The organism is Uliginosibacterium sp. TH139, from assembly GCF_002855595.1.
GTDB lineage: Bacteria > Pseudomonadota > Gammaproteobacteria > Burkholderiales > Rhodocyclaceae > Uliginosibacterium > Uliginosibacterium aquaticum.
On the sequence record NZ_PKRR01000001.1, the window covers coordinates 88,666 to 103,561 of the forward strand.

Consider the following 14,896-nt stretch of genomic DNA (forward strand, 5'->3'; position numbering starts at 1 on the left):
CCCCCTCCCCGCAGCCCACAAGGAAACCCACACCATGAGCATCCTCTTCGAACCCCTCCAGGCCGGCGATCTGCTGTGGCCCAACCGCATCGTGATGGCCCCGCTGACGCGCTGCCGCGCCAGCGAGGGCCGCGTGCCCAACGCGCTGATGGCCGAGTACTACGCCCAGCGCGCCAGCGCCGGCCTGATCCTCAGCGAAGCTACCTCGGTGACCCCGCTCGGCGTGGGCTATCCGGATACCCCGGGGATCTGGTCCAACGCCCAGGTTGAAGGCTGGAAGCTGGTAACCCGCGCAGTGCATGCCGCCGGCGGGCGCATCTTCCTGCAACTCTGGCACGTGGGCCGCATCTCCCATCCGGACTATCTGGACGGCGAGCTGCCGGTGGCCCCTAGCGCCATCCAGCCAGCCGGGCATGTCAGCCTGCTGCGCCCGATGCGCGATTACGTGACCCCGCGCGCACTCGACACCGCCGAGATCGCAGACATCGTCGAAGCCTACCGCCAGGGCGCCGAAAATGCCTTGCGCGCTGGTTTTGACGGCGTCGAAATCCACGGTGCCAATGGCTATCTGCTCGACCAGTTCCTGCAGGACAGCACCAATCAGCGCAGCGACCAGTACGGCGGCAGTCTCGAAAACCGCGCCCGCCTGCTGCTCGAAGTAACCGACGCTGCCATCAGCGTGTGGGGCGCCGGCCGCGTCGGCGTGCACATCGCACCGCGCAGCGACTCGCACGACATGGGTGACAGCGATCCGCTGGCCACGTTCAGCTACGTCGCCCGCGAACTGGGCAAGCGCCAGATTGCTTTCCTGTTCGCCCGCGAATCGCAGGATGCGCCGCGCCTCGGCCCGGCCCTCAAGGCGGCCTTCGGCGGTGTGTATATCGCCAACCAGGGCCTCAGCCGCAGCCAGGCCGATGCCCTCTTGAGCAGCGGCGAAGCCGATGCGGTGGCCTTCGGCAAGGACTTCATCGCCACGCCGGATCTGCCGCTGCGTTTCCTGCGCGAGCAGCCCTTGAATGCGCCGAAGCCAGAGAGCTTCTACGGCTACGGTCAGCCGGACCCGCGCGTCGGCTACGTCGACTATCCGCAGGCCTGAGCGAGACTGCAGACAAACAAAGGGGGCTCGCCAGGCGAGCCCCCTTTTTTCTTGTCGCAGACTTCAGCGTGGCAGGCTGATCATTTCGATCCAGTTCGGGCCCTGGCCAGCCGGGTAACGGCCCAGCTTTTCAAGGCTGCCGTCGGCGCGAATCGCATGCACACTGAGCATGCCGGAGCTCTGGCCGGCTTCGATCAGGTAACGGCCTGCCGGATCGATGTTGAAGCCGCGCGGCTGGGTTTCGCTGGGCCAGTGGCCGATCAGGTTCAAGGCACCGGTCTCGGCATCCACCTTGAAGCCCGCCAGGGTGTTGGAACCCCGGTCCGAGGTGTAGAGGAAGCGCCCGTCCGGTGTAACGTGGATATCCGCTCCGGCGACCTTGCCGCTGAAGCCGGCCGGCAGGCTGCCGAAGCTGGCGACCGGGCTCAGGGTGCCGCTGGCCGCGTCGAAGCTGAAGCAGTGCACACGGGCGTCGAGCTCATCCATCAGATAGACGAAGCGGCCGCCCGGATGAAACGCCAGATGGCGCGGACCAGACTTGGCCGGCAAGGCCAGCTCGGCCGGCGCATTCGGGTTCAGCAGCCCCTCCATGACATCCAGCCTGAATTGCAGCAACACATCGCCGCCGAGGCTGGTGGCGAAGGCAAAGCGGTTGTCCGGCGTGGCCTGCAGGTTATGCGCCATCGGCAGAGTCGGGATGATCTGGTGCGCGGGCGCTACTTCGCCGCTGACGCTGATGCGGCTCACGCTGAGCAGATTGCCGCCATAGGAGGCGGCCAGCAGGAACCGACCGCTGCGGTCTGTGGCGATGCTGGCCATGCTCTCAGGCAAGGGATAGTTGCCGAGGTGGCGCAACTGGCCGGATTGCGGATCGATCGCGAAGGCCGCCACGGCATAGGGCTTGGAGCGCAGGGCGGCAAACAGGAAGCGTTTGTCCGGGCTGATTGCCAGTGGCATCACCGTGCCATCGACGGCGACCGTCTGGCGCGGCGTAAGGGTGCCATGGGCACGGTCAAGCTCAGCGACCAGAATGCTCTTGCTGGCCGAACTCGATACGTACACATAGGTGCTGGTCGGCGCGCAGGCCAGCAGACCCAGGCAGGACGAAACGGCACACAGCGTGCGCAGGCTGCGGATGTATTTCATGAGGGCTCTCTTGTTGTGGATCGGGGCCAGCTCGGCTGGCCCCGGTTCGAACGCTGCTTACTTCTGGTTCAGCTTGGCATCTTTCTGCAGGATCAGCTGGTTACCCATGCGCGCCTTGAGCGAGAACTTGCGTGCCTCGACGCTGGCATTGCGGATCAGCAGACCACGCTCGGCCTCGATCTTCACATTCTCGAAGCTGAACGCACTGATCGGGGCTTCGGGCACGCCGACGATGTAACCCGCGGCCTTACTCTTGCCGGTGGACACCAGATTGATGATGCGGATGTTGCTGAAGTGCGGCGTCTTCACGGCATCAAAGGCCTGGGCCGGATCGGAATCCGCCGGGTAGAGCTGGTCACCCACCACGAAGCCGCCTTCGGCCAGGGCCTTGGCCAGTTCCTCGGCATTCTCCGGTGCGCTCTTGTAGTAGCCGGAGAAGACCAGCGGCACGCCGACGTTCACCATCTTCGTGTCGCGGTAGGTGATGTTCGTCACCTTGCCGGCCTTGCCGCGCGGGCTCTTGATGCGCAGGCCGTACATCGAGCCTTCGAAGCTGTTGTGCTCGACCAGCACATTCGACACGCCGCCCGCAGACTCGCTGCCAATGGAGATGCCACGGCCGCCCTTGATGGTGTTGTGGGCGATGTAGATGTTGCTGGTAACGCCATCGGGATAGCGCGGATCGGCCTTCTCGGCCTTGATCGCCACGTGATCGTCGTTGTTGTCGATGTAGTTGTGGGTGATGCGGATGTTGCGGCTGTCGATCGGGTCGATGGCATCGGTGTGCGGCGCAAACGGCGGGCTGACGATACGGGTGCGGGTCACGTCGATGTCTTCCGAGTAGCGCATGACCACATGGAAGCTCGGCGAGTTGGTGATGGTCACGCCTTCCACCAGCACGTTATGACTGTTGCGGATGTAGATCAGGCGCGGACGATCAGTGGAGCCGCGCTTGGCCGGATTGGCGCGCACATTGCTGCGCCAGCGCTCCCACCACACCGCGCCTTGCCCATCGATCGTGCCTTCGCCGCTGATCGCCACGTTCTCGGCGCCTGCCACGCTAATGAAGGGCAGCCAGCCGTTCTCGGCTTCGGCGTACTTGGTTTCAGGCGTGGCGCGATAGCTCGATTCAATGCTGGAGGCGACCAGGATGGCGCCCTTTTCCAGCTTGAGGCGGACATTGCTCTTGAGGAAGATCGGATCGGTCAGATAGTTGCCGGGCGGAAACAGCACGGTGCCGCCACCGGCGAGCGCGCAGTCATCAATGGCCTGCTGGATCGGCGTGGTGTTGAGCACGATCTGCTGACGCTCGCCATTGGCACCGTAAGCGGTCACGTCGCAAATCTTGGCCGGGATACGAATGTCGGTAACGGCCCAGGCGCTCGGTGCAAGTGCAGCCATCGCCAGACAGATCAGGGAATGAGATTTCTTGAAGGACATGCAGATACTCCACAGGACAGAAAATGGCAGGAATCAGGGAAGCTCAGAGTGCCAGGCGCATGCTCACGGCACCAGCTGTACCCCTGGCCCGTAGTTGTTGAACTCCCACAGCCGGTTGAAGGCGGGGTCATCGAAATTGCGGCTGGCGGCCACATTACCGCGATGCGGCCGGCCAGTGGTGGCCGCTTTGTCCCAGGGCGCAGCGAGATCAAAGCTCTGGTCGATATAGCTGTCGCGGATCACCAGCTGGCCATTGGGCGAGCTGCCCGGCAGATAGCCGGTGCCGCCCGCACCCTGATCCCAGGAGCGACCGAGCTTGGAGAACTTCAGCGCCTGATGGCCTTTGTCACCCGTGATACGGCTGTGAATGACCAGAAAGCCCAGCGAGGAGGCCGGCACACTGTCCGGTGCGAAGACGATCGCCGGCACGCTGCGGCGGGTGGACACCACACGGAACTCGCACTGCTCGAACACTGCGTTAGCGCGGCCAAACACGAAGTCCACATCACCCTCGATGTAGGCATCCCGGATGTAAGCCCGCGCAATCTTGTCCAGCGGATAAGTGCCCACCTTGTTGGTGGGCGTGGGCGCCTCGCCGACGTTCACCAGGAAAGTGTCCTGACGGCCGATCAGGCGCACCTGCTCGAACTGGGCACGATCGCCATCGCTGCGCAGGGCCACCGCCTGATGGCCTTCGCGCTTGGCGTCGATCACCGATTCGAGCAGGGTGTTGGTCACCGTCAGGTTCTTGAGCTGGAAGCCATCGGCCTGCACCCACATCACGGCGGCACAGGGCGTATCCATCGGCTTGTCGGCGGCCTGGCCGGCGCACACCTGGTACATGGCCCAGGCCGGGTCGCCCGCCTTGAACTGACCGGCCGGATTCAGCGCTGCGATGTAGGCCGACGGCGGGGTGCGCGCATCCAGGGTGAGCTCGATATTCACCTCTTCAGGCTTGCCGCTGCCGTAGAGGGTCAGCGGGCCAGCATCGATCGGCACATACACTGCGCCGGTATAGGTGCCGGGCAATATGCGGATGTATTGACGGCTGCGCTTGCCGCTGGAAATCGCTGCGTTCACCGCCTGCTGCACGGTGGCATGGCTGCCGCCTGCGCCGACCACGAAGTCGGCCTTCACGCCAGCCAGATCAATGGGTTGAGGCTGCCAGGGATCATGCTCGGGGGCCGACAGCCGGCCCTTGTGCGCGAAGTAGTGCTCCCGGGTGAAACGGCCAGCTTCCTCGGCATTGAGCACAGGGCGGCTGGCGCTCCCAGGCGCGACCTGTGGCGATACTGGCTGCGCCGCAAGCAGACTGCAGCCGCTCAGGGACAAGCCCAGCAGAAAGGTCAGCACAGGCCCGGCAGGATTTCTCATGACCAGCTCCAGACAAGGGAAAACAGGATGCATGCCACCGCCGATCAGCCCGCAGCCCCGATCAGGATGGCGCGGAAGTCATTCACATTGGTCAGGGTTGGCCCGGTGATCACGGAGTCTCCCAGCGCACCGAAGAAACCATGCGCATCATTGGCGTCGAGTGCTGCGCGCGGACGAATGCCCCGTGCCCAGGCGCGTTGCAGGCTATCCGGAGTAAGCACTGCGCCCGCGATCTCTTCCTGGCCATCAACGCCGTCGGTATCACCCGCCATGGCCCAGACGCCGGCCAGGCCATCGAGCGCCACGCCCAGCGAGAGCAGGAATTCGACATTGCGCCCACCGCGCCCATCACCGCGCACAGTGACGGTGGCTTCGCCGCCGGAGAGCAGGATGCAGGGCAACGGAAAGGGTTGCTGATTGAGCGCCACGTTGCGCACGATGCCGGCCATCACCTTGCCCATGTCACGCGCCTCGCCTTCCAGGCTGTCGCCAAGATTGAAGACGGCAAAGCCGGCCTCACGCGCCAGTTTCGCCGCAGCTTCCAGCGCCAGCGCCGGAGTGGCGATCAAGTGGCAGCTGCTGTTCGCCAGGCGCGGGTCGCCAGGTTTCACCGATTCGCCCTCGCCACTCTCCAGCAAGCGGCGTGCGGCGGCCGGCAGAACCACGCCGTAGCGCTCGACAATGGCCAGCGCATCGGCGCAGCTCGTAGGATCAGCCACGGTTGGGCCGGAGGCGATATCCACCGGATGATCGCCCGGTACATCGGAAATCAGCAGGGTCACCACGCGCGCCGGATAGCAGGCTGCAGCGAGGCGCCCGCCCTTGATCGCCGAGAGGTGGCGGCGCACACAGTTCATCTCGCTGATCGTGGCCCCGGAGGCCAGCAGGGCGCGATTGATCGCCTGCTTGTCGGCCAGCGGCAGCCCTTCCAGCGGCAGCGGCAGCAAGGCCGAGCCGCCGCCTGAAATCAGGCACAGCACGGTGTCGTCGGCCGTCAGGCCACCCACCAGTTCAAGCATGCGGCGCGCTGCATTGAGGCCATTCTCATCCGGCACCGGATGCGCCGCAGTGGCGATCTCGATACGCTGGCAGGACACCTCGTAGCCGTAGCGCGTGACCACCAGCCCGCTGAGCGGCCGCGCCCAATGCCCTTCAACCACCCGCGCCATCTCGGCCGATGCCTTGCCGGCACCGATCACCACCAAGCGCCCGCGCGGGGGCGGCGGCAGAAAGGGGGGCAGGCAACGTGCCGGCTGAGCGGCGGCCACCGCCGCCGCGAACATCTGGCGCAGGAGCACCTGAGGATCGTACGTCACGCGTGCCCTTTCCTCAGGCGGATTGCCCGATTTCGAAATTGGCCATCAGCTCCAGCGCGCGCACCATGCCGGAGTGATCCCAGGCTTCACCGCCCCGTGCGGCGCAGCTGTTGAAGAGCTCCTGGCAGGTCGCAGTGTTGGGCAGCGACAGGCCCAGCGTACGCGCGGTGGACAGGGCGAGGTTCAGATCCTTCTGATGCAGGGCAATGCGGAAGCCCGGTGCGAAGTTGCGCTTGATCATGCGTTCGCCATGCACTTCGAGGATGCGCGAATTGGCAAAACCGCCCATCAGCGCCTGACGCACCCGGGCCGGATCGGCGCCGGCCTTGGAGGCCAGCAGCAGCGCTTCGCCGACCGCTTCGATGGTCAGCGCGACGATGATCTGGTTGGCCACCTTGGTGATCTGGCCGGCACCGGCCTCGCCCACCAGGGTGATGTTCTTGCCCATTTTCTCGAACAGCGGGCGCACGCGCTCGAAGACGCTGTCCTTGCCGCCACACATGATGGTCAGGCTGGCAGCCTTGGCGCCCACATCACCGCCAGAGACCGGTGCGTCGATGTAGTCGGCGCCGAGGGCTTCGATCTTCTGCGCGAATTCCTGGGTGGCCACCGGCGAGATCGAGCTCATGTCCACCACCACCTTGCCGGCAGAAATGCTCTCCGCCACACCGTTTTCACCGAAGAGCACGGCTTCGACGTGCGGGGTGTCCGGCACCATGATGATCACGATATCGGCCTGCGCCGCGACTTCGGCCGCGCTGCGGCAGGCGATGCCGCCAGCGGCGACGAGTGAGGGCGGCACTTCGCCAACGGTGTGCAGATACGCCGGGTAGCCCGCGGCGATGAGGTGGCCCGCCATCGGCGTGCCCATGATGCCAAGGCCGATGAAACCGATTTTTTCCATGTCGAAACTCCTGTGACTGTCCGGTGATTGAAACGCGGCCTCAGGCGGCCTGTGGGCAAGTGTTCTTGAGCGGCGCAAAGCGTGCCGCGAGTTGCTCGGAGGCCCGCGCCAGCAGGGCGATGTCGGCTCCCACGGCGGTGAAACAGCAGCCCCATTCGATGTACTGACGCGCCTGGGCCTCGTCGCCGGTAAGGATGCCGGCCGGCTTGCCGGCGGCACGAATGCGCTTCACGGCGTCTGCAATCGCGGCCTGCACCTGCGGATGGCCCGGATTGCCGATGAAGCCCATGGCCGCCGAGAGATCGCCGGGGCCGATGAAGATGCCGTCAACACCTTCGACGGCGGCAATGGCTTCGATCTGCTCCAGGGCTTCAACGGTTTCCACCTGCACCACCACGCAGATTTCATCTGCAGCGCGCTGGTGATAATCCTTGATGCGGCCAAAACGCGAAGCGCGCGACAGGCCGGTGAAACCACGCAAACCGCCGTCGTGCGGATAGCGTGTTGCGGCCACCGCTTCGGCGGCCTCCTGAGCGTTCTGCACCTGCGGAATCAGCAGGGTCTGGGCACCAATGTCGATCACCCGCTTGATCAGCACCTTGTCATTCCAGGCCACGCGCACCACGGCACTGCTGCCGCCCTCGGACAGGGCCTGGAGCTGCTGGTGCAACTGGAAGGTTTCGTTGGGCGAGTGTTCGGCGTCCAGCACGATCCAGTCAAAACCAGAGCCACCGATGACTTCGGTGCTGACATGGTTCGACAGATGCGACCACAGGCCGATCTGCAATTGGCCTTCAGCGAGGCCACGTTTGAAACGGTTGAGGATCATGTCCACGGTGGATTCTCCTGGGTTCAGACGGCTTCAGCGGGAGTGAGGTCGGCCCCGACTTCAGCCATCTCACGGCTGTAGTGGCGGCTCGCTTCGACCAGCATGCGGGTATAGGGGTGCTCGGGTACCGCGCCGACCAGACTGGCGCTCTCGATCAGATCGACGATGCGGCCCTGCTGCATCACCGCCACGCGGTCGCACAGATGGGCGACCACGCCCAGATCGTGCGTCACCAGCAGGTAGGTGAGGCCTTCCTGTTTGCGCAGGTCGGCCAGCAGGTTGAGGATTTCGGCCTGCACTGACACATCCAGTGCCGAGGTCGGTTCATCCAGCAACAGGATGCGCGGCTCAAGGATCAGGGCACGCGCAATCGCCACGCGCTGGCGCTGGCCGCCGGAGAGCTGGTGCGGATAGCGATAGCGGAAATTGGTCGGCAGGCCGACCTTGGTGAGGATCGTGTCGATACGCCGGCTCGCGTCGCCGATGCCGTGGATCGCCAGCGGTTCGCGCAGTGCCGTCTCGACGGTATGGCGCGGATGCAGCGAGCCGTAGGGATCCTGAAACACCATCTGCACTTTGCGGCAGCGCGCCTTATCGAGCTGGCGGCCAAGCTTCTCGCCGTGGATGGCGAGGCTCCCGCTCCAGTGGCTGTACTGGCCGGCAAGGCAGCGCAGCACAGTGGTCTTGCCGGAGCCGGATTCACCGACCAGACCAAAGGCCTCGCCATCGCCGACTTCGAAACTCACGTCATGCAGAACCTGGTTGGCCTCTTCGCCCTCGCCGAAGGTCAGGTTGAGCTTGTCGACTTCGATCATTGCCATCTTGTTTCTCCTCAGACGCCGACGGATTCGGTAAGCCAGGCCGGGTCACGCTGCAGCACCGGCAGGCGCTCACGGCGCACGTCCACGCTCGGCAAGGACGCCAGCAGACCCTGGGTATAAGGATGTTTCGCATGCTCCAGATCGGCGGCGGCGATGGACTCGACGACGCGGCCGGCATACATCACGAGCACCCGGTCACAGAAGCTGCGCACCAGATTCAGATCGTGGCTGATGAAGATCAGGCCAAGGCCGCGCTTGGAGACGAGGTCGTCCAGCGTAGCCAGCACCTGCAGGCGCACCGACACGTCGAGTGCGGAGGTCGGCTCATCGGCGATCACCACTTCGGGCTCGGTGATCAGCATCATGGCGATCATGATGCGCTGGCCCATGCCGCCGGACACTTCGTGCGGATACATGCGGAACACGCGCTGCGGATCGCGGATGCGCACCGCTTCGAGCATCGCCAGCGCGCGCTGATTGGCCTCGGCACGCGCGACCTTGTGGTGCGCCAGATAGGCCTCGGCAATCTGATCACCGACGCGCATCACCGGGTTCAACGAGTACTTCGGATCCTGCATGATCATCGACATGCGCTGACCACGAATGGACTGCATGGTTTTCTCGGAGCAGGTGGCGAGATCGATGTCGCCGAACTGCATCTTGCTGGCGGTGATCCGGGCGCTCTTCGGATGCAGCCGCAGCAGGGTACGGCCCACGGTGGACTTGCCCGAGCCGGATTCGCCAACGATGGCCAGCTTCTCGCGGCCGAGGCTGAACGACACCCCGCGCACCGCATCGACCAGCGAACCGCCACTGGTGAAGCTCACGCGCAGGTCCTCCACTTGCAGCAGGGGGTCCAGATTGGTTTGATCGAGATTCATCATGGAGACTCCCTTATTCAGAGCGCGGGTCGAGCACGTCGCGCATGCCATCACCGAAGAGGTTGAAGGCCAGGCTGGCAAACATGATGGCGGCGCCGGGCATGGCCACCAGCCACCAGCACTCCAGCATGTAGCGGCGCCCCGCCGAGATCATCGCGCCCCACTCCGGCACCGGCGGCTGGGCGCCAAGGCCCAGGAAGCCGAGGCCGGCGGCGGTGAGGATGATGCCGGCCATATTCATGGTCAGGCGCACCACCACCGAAGACAGACACATCGGCGCCACATGGCGCAGCAGGATGCGGGTGGAGGAGGCGCCCTGCAGTTGCACCGCGACGATGTAGTCAGCCTTGCGCAGTGACAGCGTTTCGGCGCGCGCCAGACGCGCGATCGGCGGCCAGGCGGTGAGTGCGATGGCGATCACGGCATGATCCAGCCCCGGGCCGAGCGCAGCGACGAAAGCCAGCGCGAGGACGAGGCCGGGGAAGGAGATGAAGATGTCGGTGATGCGCATGAACACCGTATCCACCCAGCCGCCGAAGTAGCCCGAGATCACACCGATGGCGAGCCCCACCGGGCCGACGATCACGGTCACCAGCGAGATGATGTAGAGCGTGATGCGCGAGCCATACACAAGGCGGCTGAAAATGTCGCGGCCATATTCGTCGGTGCCGAACCAGTGTGCGGCATCCGGCGCCTTGAGGGTGTTGGCCAGATCCTGAGCCAGCGGGTCGTGGGTGGCAATCCAGGGCGCGAAAGCGGCCAGCAGCAGCAGTGCGCCGATCACCACCAGGCCCGCCACCGACAGCGGATTGCGCACCAGCTTGCGCAGGTTGCGCGCCAGGTTCTGGCGCAGGGCCTGGGCGGAGGATTGCGGCGTTTGCTCACGGGCCACAGCGGGAAGAGTTGTCGTGGTCATGGTGCCTGCCTTATCGAGTGCGGGGGTCAAACACCTGGTAGAGCGCATCGGCCACCAGATTCAGGGTTACGAAGATGATGCCGATCAGCAGCACACAGCCCATCACCGCGTTCATGTCGCCCAGCAGCAGGCTGGAAGTGAGGTAGCTGCCGAAGCCGGGCCAGGCGAACACGGTTTCGATCAGCACCGCGCCTTCGAGCAGCGAGCCGTAGGCCAGGGCAACAATGGTCAGCAACTGCACCAGGATGTTGCGGAAGGCATGGCGCCAGACCACCTCGAACTCCGAGAGGCCCTTGACCCGCGCGGTGATGATGTATTCCTGGTTGAGCTGGTTGAGCATGAAGGAGCGCGTCATGCGGGCAATGTAGGCCATCGAGTGCAGGCCGAGGATGCAGGCCGGCAGGGTGATGTGGCGGATGGCGCTCTGGAATACTTCCCACTCGCCGGCCAGCGCCGAGTCGATCAGCAGCAGGCCCGTGCGGCTCTGTACCAGACCGTCGTAGGCCAGATCGACGCGCCCGGCGCCGCCGGCCCAGCCCAGCCAGGCGTAGAAGATGATCAGGCCCATCATGCCGAACCAGAACACGGGTACTGAGTAACCACACAGGCTGATCACCCGCACCACCTGGTCGCCCATGCGGCCCTTGCGGGTGGCGGCGAACACGCCCAGCGGCACGCCGACGCAGGTACCAAAGAGAATCGCGATGGTGGCCAGCTCGATGGTGGCCGGAAAAACGCGGGCGATGTCGGCCGTGACGGCATTGCCAGAGAGCAGCGCACGGCCCAGATCACCGTGCAACAGATCGCGCAGGTAGTAGGCGAACTGCATGTAGAGCGGCTGATCCAGCCCGAGCTGGTGGAAGACCTGATCGTAGGTGGACTGGTCAGCGTCCGAACCGACGATGGACAGCACCGGGTCCAGCGGCATCACGCGGCCGATGAAGAAGGTCATGGCCAGCAAGCCCAGCAGGGTCACTGCCACGATGCCCAGGCGATGGCCGAAACCGGTCAGCCGGCGCGCGGAACGGCCAGAAGGAAAGAAGATCGACATGGAATGCTCCGTTGCAACAGGAGGCGCTCATCCGCAGAGCGCGGATGAGCGATCGGGAACTCAGCGCTGCTTGTAGACCTCGCGCCAGCGCGTGGTGGAAGCCGGGTGACTGTGGAAATTGCGCAGATCCTTCTGCAAGACCACGGTATCCACCATCTGCGACACCGGCTGGATCGCCCCCACCTGACTGTCGTAGAGCTTTTGCACTTCCTGATACATGACGATCTGCTTCTTCTCGTCCTGCTCGATCTCGGCCTTCTCGATCAGGGCATTGATCTCGGGGCTGATGAAGGAGGTGCGCCAGCCCTGGAAGTTGGTCAGCTTGGCCTCATCCCGGTTGTCCGGGTTATAGACCAGCGAGCGCAGGCTGCTGTGCGGATGCGGCTCGGCCCCACCGCCGCCACGGCCAACGATGATCTCGAAGTTGCGATCACGCATCGCGCCATACACCTGGTTGCCGGTACCCGGGATTACGCTGGCCTCGATGCCGCCCATGGCCAGCGTGGCCTGCAGGTTGGTGGCGATGTTGATGAATGGCGGATCGGAGAGCACGCGAATGGTGGTCTTGAAGCCGTTCGGGAAACCCGCTTCGGCGAGCAGCTTCTTGGCCGCCGGCACATCGAGCTTGTAGCCAGGGTTGGGCAGTGTGGCCGGCAGGCCCATCTGCACCGGGCGCTGATGGTAGAGGCCGTAGTTGGGCATCACCGTCTTGTTGATGCCGTCATAGTCGATGAGCGCACGAATGGCCTGACGCACACGCTTGTCGGCGAACTTCGGATCCTTCACGCTGACCGCCACGTAGTACACATTGCCGCGCTTGACCGCCTCGATCACGGCATTCGGATTCTTTTTCATCGATTCCACATCGGGCACCGACATGCCGGCGGCCACATCGATATCACCGCGCTCAAGCATCAGGCGCAGGGTCTGCGATTCGGTCATGTGGCGCAGCACCACGCGCTTCAACTTGGCCGGACCGCGCCAGTAGCCGTCAAAGCGGCTCATCAGCAGTACATCCTTCTGGCGCCAGTCATTCAGCGCGAAGGGGCCGGAGCCGGCTTCGTTGGTGGTGAGCCAGGCCTTGCCCATGTCGCCATCCTTCTCGTTGCTCAACACCTTCTTGCGATCCAGCACCATGGCGCCCACCGAGGTGCCGAGGGTGTAGATCACCAGCTTCGGATCGGTCGGCTCGGGCAGGGTCAGCACCAAGGTTTCGGCATCCAGCGCGCGGATGTTCTGCTCCACATTGGTAGCGGAAAACCCATAGCTCTTCCACACCGAAGCCAGCGCGAGGTTCAGCTTCAGCACACGCTGCAGTGACCAGGCGGCGTCTTCAGCAGTCAGCGGATTACCCGAATGGAATTTAACGCCCTTGCGGATCTTGAACGTGATGCTGCGGTTGTCCGGTGCCACCGTCCAGCTTTCGGCCAGACCCGGCAGGATCTTGTAGGTGTCGGCCGGGTCCAGTTCGACCAGCGAGTCGTACATGTTGGCATTCACCTCGACCACATCATTGCCGGTGGCACCGGCCGGATCGAGCGACAGCAGATTGTTCATGCTCATGCCGACGATCAGCTGATCGTTCGGCGTCTTGGCCGCGGCCAGACCACTGGCCAGGGCCAGTGCGACGGCGGAAGCAATAAGCAGGCGATTGAATTTCATGCGGGTCTCCTTGGTTGTCTCTGTCGGACGGGGCCTTTGAAGGTCCTTAGTAAGTCGTGACGGTGTGGGCGGCGATGTAGTCGAAGTTGATGTCTTCGCCCAGGCCGGGCTGCTGCGACAGATGGACGAAACCGTCCTTGTCCATCGGGTCGGCCAGGCTGTTGAGATAGGCCGGCACCTCGTCGTATTCAAGGAAAGGATGGAGCAGGCCGCGCTCGTACCACTGGCAGTTCTTGATCGCCGCGCATACCGCGAGGTTTGCCGCACCGTTGCCGTGCACTTCGCAATTCATGCCGAAGGCATCGGCCATGTAGGCCACCTTGAGGGTCGGGGTGATGCCGCCCACGCCCGGCACGCCGGCACGGGTGATGGTGGCGGCGCCGGATTTGATCCATTCGGCGCGGGTATGGTGCTTGCCGCCCATGTATTCCGGGCCAAGGATCGGGATATCCAGCTGCTGGGTGAGCCACACGTAGGAGGACATGCTCTGCTCGTCCATCATTTCCTCGAACCAGGCGAACTGGAGCTTTTCGAGTGCTCTGCCGATTTTCAGCGCCTCGGTGCGCGAGTACCAGTGATAGCCATCGAGCATCAGGTCGATGTTCGGGCCGACCGCTTCGCGCACGGCGGCACAGCACTTGATGTCCATCTCGACATTCGGCGCGAAGGCCACTGGCGGCATCCAGGTGTGCAGCTTGATGGCCTTGTAGCCGCGCGCCACCAGCTTGAGGGCGAAGTCGGCGTATTCCTCGGGAGTGGACAAACCGCCCTTGAGCTCATCGCCACACATGGTGGAGCCGTAGGCCGGCACCTTGTCACGGTAACCACCGATCAGTTTGTACACCGGCTGGCCCAGCTTGCGTCCGGCCAGATCCCACAGCGCCTGATCAGCCACGGCCATCGCGCGGTCGGTGAGTTGGCCGGCGCTGCCACGCTGCCAGTGGGCGAGGTCCTGCCAGATCTGTTCGCGCATGAAGGGATCGGCGCCGATCATCACCTTGCGGAAGAAAGCGTCGAGCACATGCTGGCGAATCACTTCGACCGGCCCGAAAGCATGGCCTGCGCTGCCGTCATCACAGGTGATGGTCAGCATCGCCAGCTTGGCGTCCTTCTCCGGTCCCGGATGGGAGTGGCCCGCGCTATCCACCGAGCGCTTGCTCGGGTAGGTGAATACGGTGCCGCGGATGCTTTCGATCTTCATCATTTCTCCTGGTTCTGCGAGCCTGGGCCGCATCTTGTCAGTCGTCATACGTGTTGAGCTGAATAGTAGTGAGCACGAAGCCAAGGCGTCAAACCCACTAAACCCCTAGACGTTTACCCTAGGTTTTTTACATATATCCTTGAATAAATGTCTATTTTTGGATTTATACGGCCTTAGAACGTCTTCATCAGGGCTTTCCCTTGGGGAGAAAAAGCACTGGAAACTAGTCATATAATAAGTTCAAGACGTCACACGAGTT

General features: G+C 64.0%; 13 protein-coding genes. 1 reads left to right on the plus strand and 12 read right to left on the minus strand.

What is annotated here, in order from left to right; genetic code table 11:
* Positions 1–34 precede the first annotated feature (34 nt).
* Positions 35–1,096 (plus strand): alkene reductase, encoded by a 1,062-nt coding sequence (locus C0V76_RS00395; protein ID WP_101940391.1) that lies wholly within the window; start codon positions 35–37, stop codon positions 1,094–1,096.
* A gap of 63 nt (positions 1,097–1,159) precedes the next feature.
* Here C0V76_RS00395 and C0V76_RS00400 read toward each other — a convergent pair whose 3' ends face one another.
* From C0V76_RS00400 to C0V76_RS00455, 12 genes are all read right to left on the minus strand, one after another.
* Positions 1,160–2,242, minus strand: a complete 1,083-nt coding sequence (locus C0V76_RS00400) for a beta-propeller fold lactonase family protein (protein WP_101940392.1) — start codon at positions 2,240–2,242, stop codon at positions 1,160–1,162.
* 57 nt (positions 2,243–2,299) lie between these two features.
* Positions 2,300–3,682, minus strand: coding sequence for a glycoside hydrolase family 28 protein (locus tag C0V76_RS00405; RefSeq protein ID WP_101940393.1), 1,383 nt, complete (start codon positions 3,680–3,682; stop codon positions 2,300–2,302).
* Between the two features lie 63 nt (positions 3,683–3,745).
* Positions 3,746–5,056, minus strand: coding sequence for a putative acyl-CoA thioester hydrolase (locus tag C0V76_RS00410; protein WP_101940394.1), 1,311 nt, complete (start codon positions 5,054–5,056; stop codon positions 3,746–3,748).
* Between the two features lie 44 nt (positions 5,057–5,100).
* Positions 5,101–6,339: a glycerate kinase gene (locus tag C0V76_RS00415; protein ID WP_101940987.1), complete on the minus strand. Its 1,239-nt coding sequence runs from the start codon at positions 6,337–6,339 to the stop codon at positions 5,101–5,103.
* A 46-nt stretch (positions 6,340–6,385) separates the two neighbouring features.
* Positions 6,386–7,276 (minus strand): 2-hydroxy-3-oxopropionate reductase, encoded by an 891-nt coding sequence (locus tag C0V76_RS00420; RefSeq protein WP_101940395.1) that lies wholly within the window; start codon positions 7,274–7,276, stop codon positions 6,386–6,388.
* Between the two features lie 40 nt (positions 7,277–7,316).
* Complete coding sequence (locus C0V76_RS00425) at positions 7,317–8,105, minus strand: aldolase/citrate lyase family protein (protein WP_254048182.1); 789 nt, start codon at positions 8,103–8,105, stop codon at positions 7,317–7,319.
* A gap of 23 nt (positions 8,106–8,128) precedes the next feature.
* Positions 8,129–8,926, minus strand: coding sequence for an ABC transporter ATP-binding protein (locus C0V76_RS00430; RefSeq protein ID WP_101940397.1), 798 nt, complete (start codon positions 8,924–8,926; stop codon positions 8,129–8,131).
* A gap of 11 nt (positions 8,927–8,937) precedes the next feature.
* Positions 8,938–9,810: an ABC transporter ATP-binding protein gene (locus C0V76_RS00435; protein WP_216821608.1), complete on the minus strand. Its 873-nt coding sequence runs from the start codon at positions 9,808–9,810 to the stop codon at positions 8,938–8,940.
* Between the two features lie 10 nt (positions 9,811–9,820).
* Positions 9,821–10,723 (minus strand): ABC transporter permease, encoded by a 903-nt coding sequence (locus C0V76_RS00440; RefSeq protein ID WP_101940398.1) that lies wholly within the window; start codon positions 10,721–10,723, stop codon positions 9,821–9,823.
* A 10-nt stretch (positions 10,724–10,733) separates the two neighbouring features.
* The gene (locus C0V76_RS00445; RefSeq protein ID WP_101940399.1) at positions 10,734–11,774 is read right to left on the minus strand and encodes an ABC transporter permease; all 1,041 of its coding nucleotides are present in this window, start codon (positions 11,772–11,774) and stop codon (positions 10,734–10,736) included.
* A gap of 60 nt (positions 11,775–11,834) precedes the next feature.
* The gene (locus C0V76_RS00450; protein ID WP_101940400.1) at positions 11,835–13,436 is read right to left on the minus strand and encodes an ABC transporter substrate-binding protein; all 1,602 of its coding nucleotides are present in this window, start codon (positions 13,434–13,436) and stop codon (positions 11,835–11,837) included.
* 46 nt (positions 13,437–13,482) lie between these two features.
* Positions 13,483–14,640, minus strand: coding sequence for a mandelate racemase family protein (locus C0V76_RS00455; RefSeq protein ID WP_216821609.1), 1,158 nt, complete (start codon positions 14,638–14,640; stop codon positions 13,483–13,485).
* Positions 14,641–14,896 lie beyond the last annotated feature (256 nt).

Bases quoted from the DNA above. Each gene is read 5' to 3' on its own strand.
- C0V76_RS00420 (WP_101940395.1), bottom strand. From the start codon at position 7,276: ATGGAAAAAATCGGTTTCATCGGCCTTGGCATCATGGGCACGCCGATG.
- C0V76_RS00405 (WP_101940393.1), bottom strand. From the start codon at position 3,682: ATGTCCTTCAAGAAATCTCATTCCCTGATCTGTCTGGCGATGGCTGCA.
- C0V76_RS00430 (WP_101940397.1), bottom strand. From the start codon at position 8,926: ATGGCAATGATCGAAGTCGACAAGCTCAACCTGACCTTCGGCGAGGGC.
- C0V76_RS00440 (WP_101940398.1), bottom strand. From the start codon at position 10,723: ATGACCACGACAACTCTTCCCGCTGTGGCCCGTGAGCAAACGCCGCAA.
- C0V76_RS00455 (WP_216821609.1), bottom strand. From the start codon at position 14,640: ATGATGAAGATCGAAAGCATCCGCGGCACCGTATTCACCTACCCGAGC.
- C0V76_RS00400 (WP_101940392.1), bottom strand. From the start codon at position 2,242: ATGAAATACATCCGCAGCCTGCGCACGCTGTGTGCCGTTTCGTCCTGC.
- C0V76_RS00425 (WP_254048182.1), bottom strand. From the start codon at position 8,105: ATGATCCTCAACCGTTTCAAACGTGGCCTCGCTGAAGGCCAATTGCAG.
- C0V76_RS00435 (WP_216821608.1), bottom strand. From the start codon at position 9,810: ATGATGAATCTCGATCAAACCAATCTGGACCCCCTGCTGCAAGTGGAG.
- C0V76_RS00415 (WP_101940987.1), bottom strand. From the start codon at position 6,339: ATGTTCGCGGCGGCGGTGGCCGCCGCTCAGCCGGCACGTTGCCTGCCC.
- C0V76_RS00445 (WP_101940399.1), bottom strand. From the start codon at position 11,774: ATGTCGATCTTCTTTCCTTCTGGCCGTTCCGCGCGCCGGCTGACCGGT.
- C0V76_RS00395 (WP_101940391.1), top strand. From the start codon at position 35: ATGAGCATCCTCTTCGAACCCCTCCAGGCCGGCGATCTGCTGTGGCCC.
- C0V76_RS00410 (WP_101940394.1), bottom strand. From the start codon at position 5,056: ATGAGAAATCCTGCCGGGCCTGTGCTGACCTTTCTGCTGGGCTTGTCC.
- C0V76_RS00450 (WP_101940400.1), bottom strand. From the start codon at position 13,436: ATGAAATTCAATCGCCTGCTTATTGCTTCCGCCGTCGCACTGGCCCTG.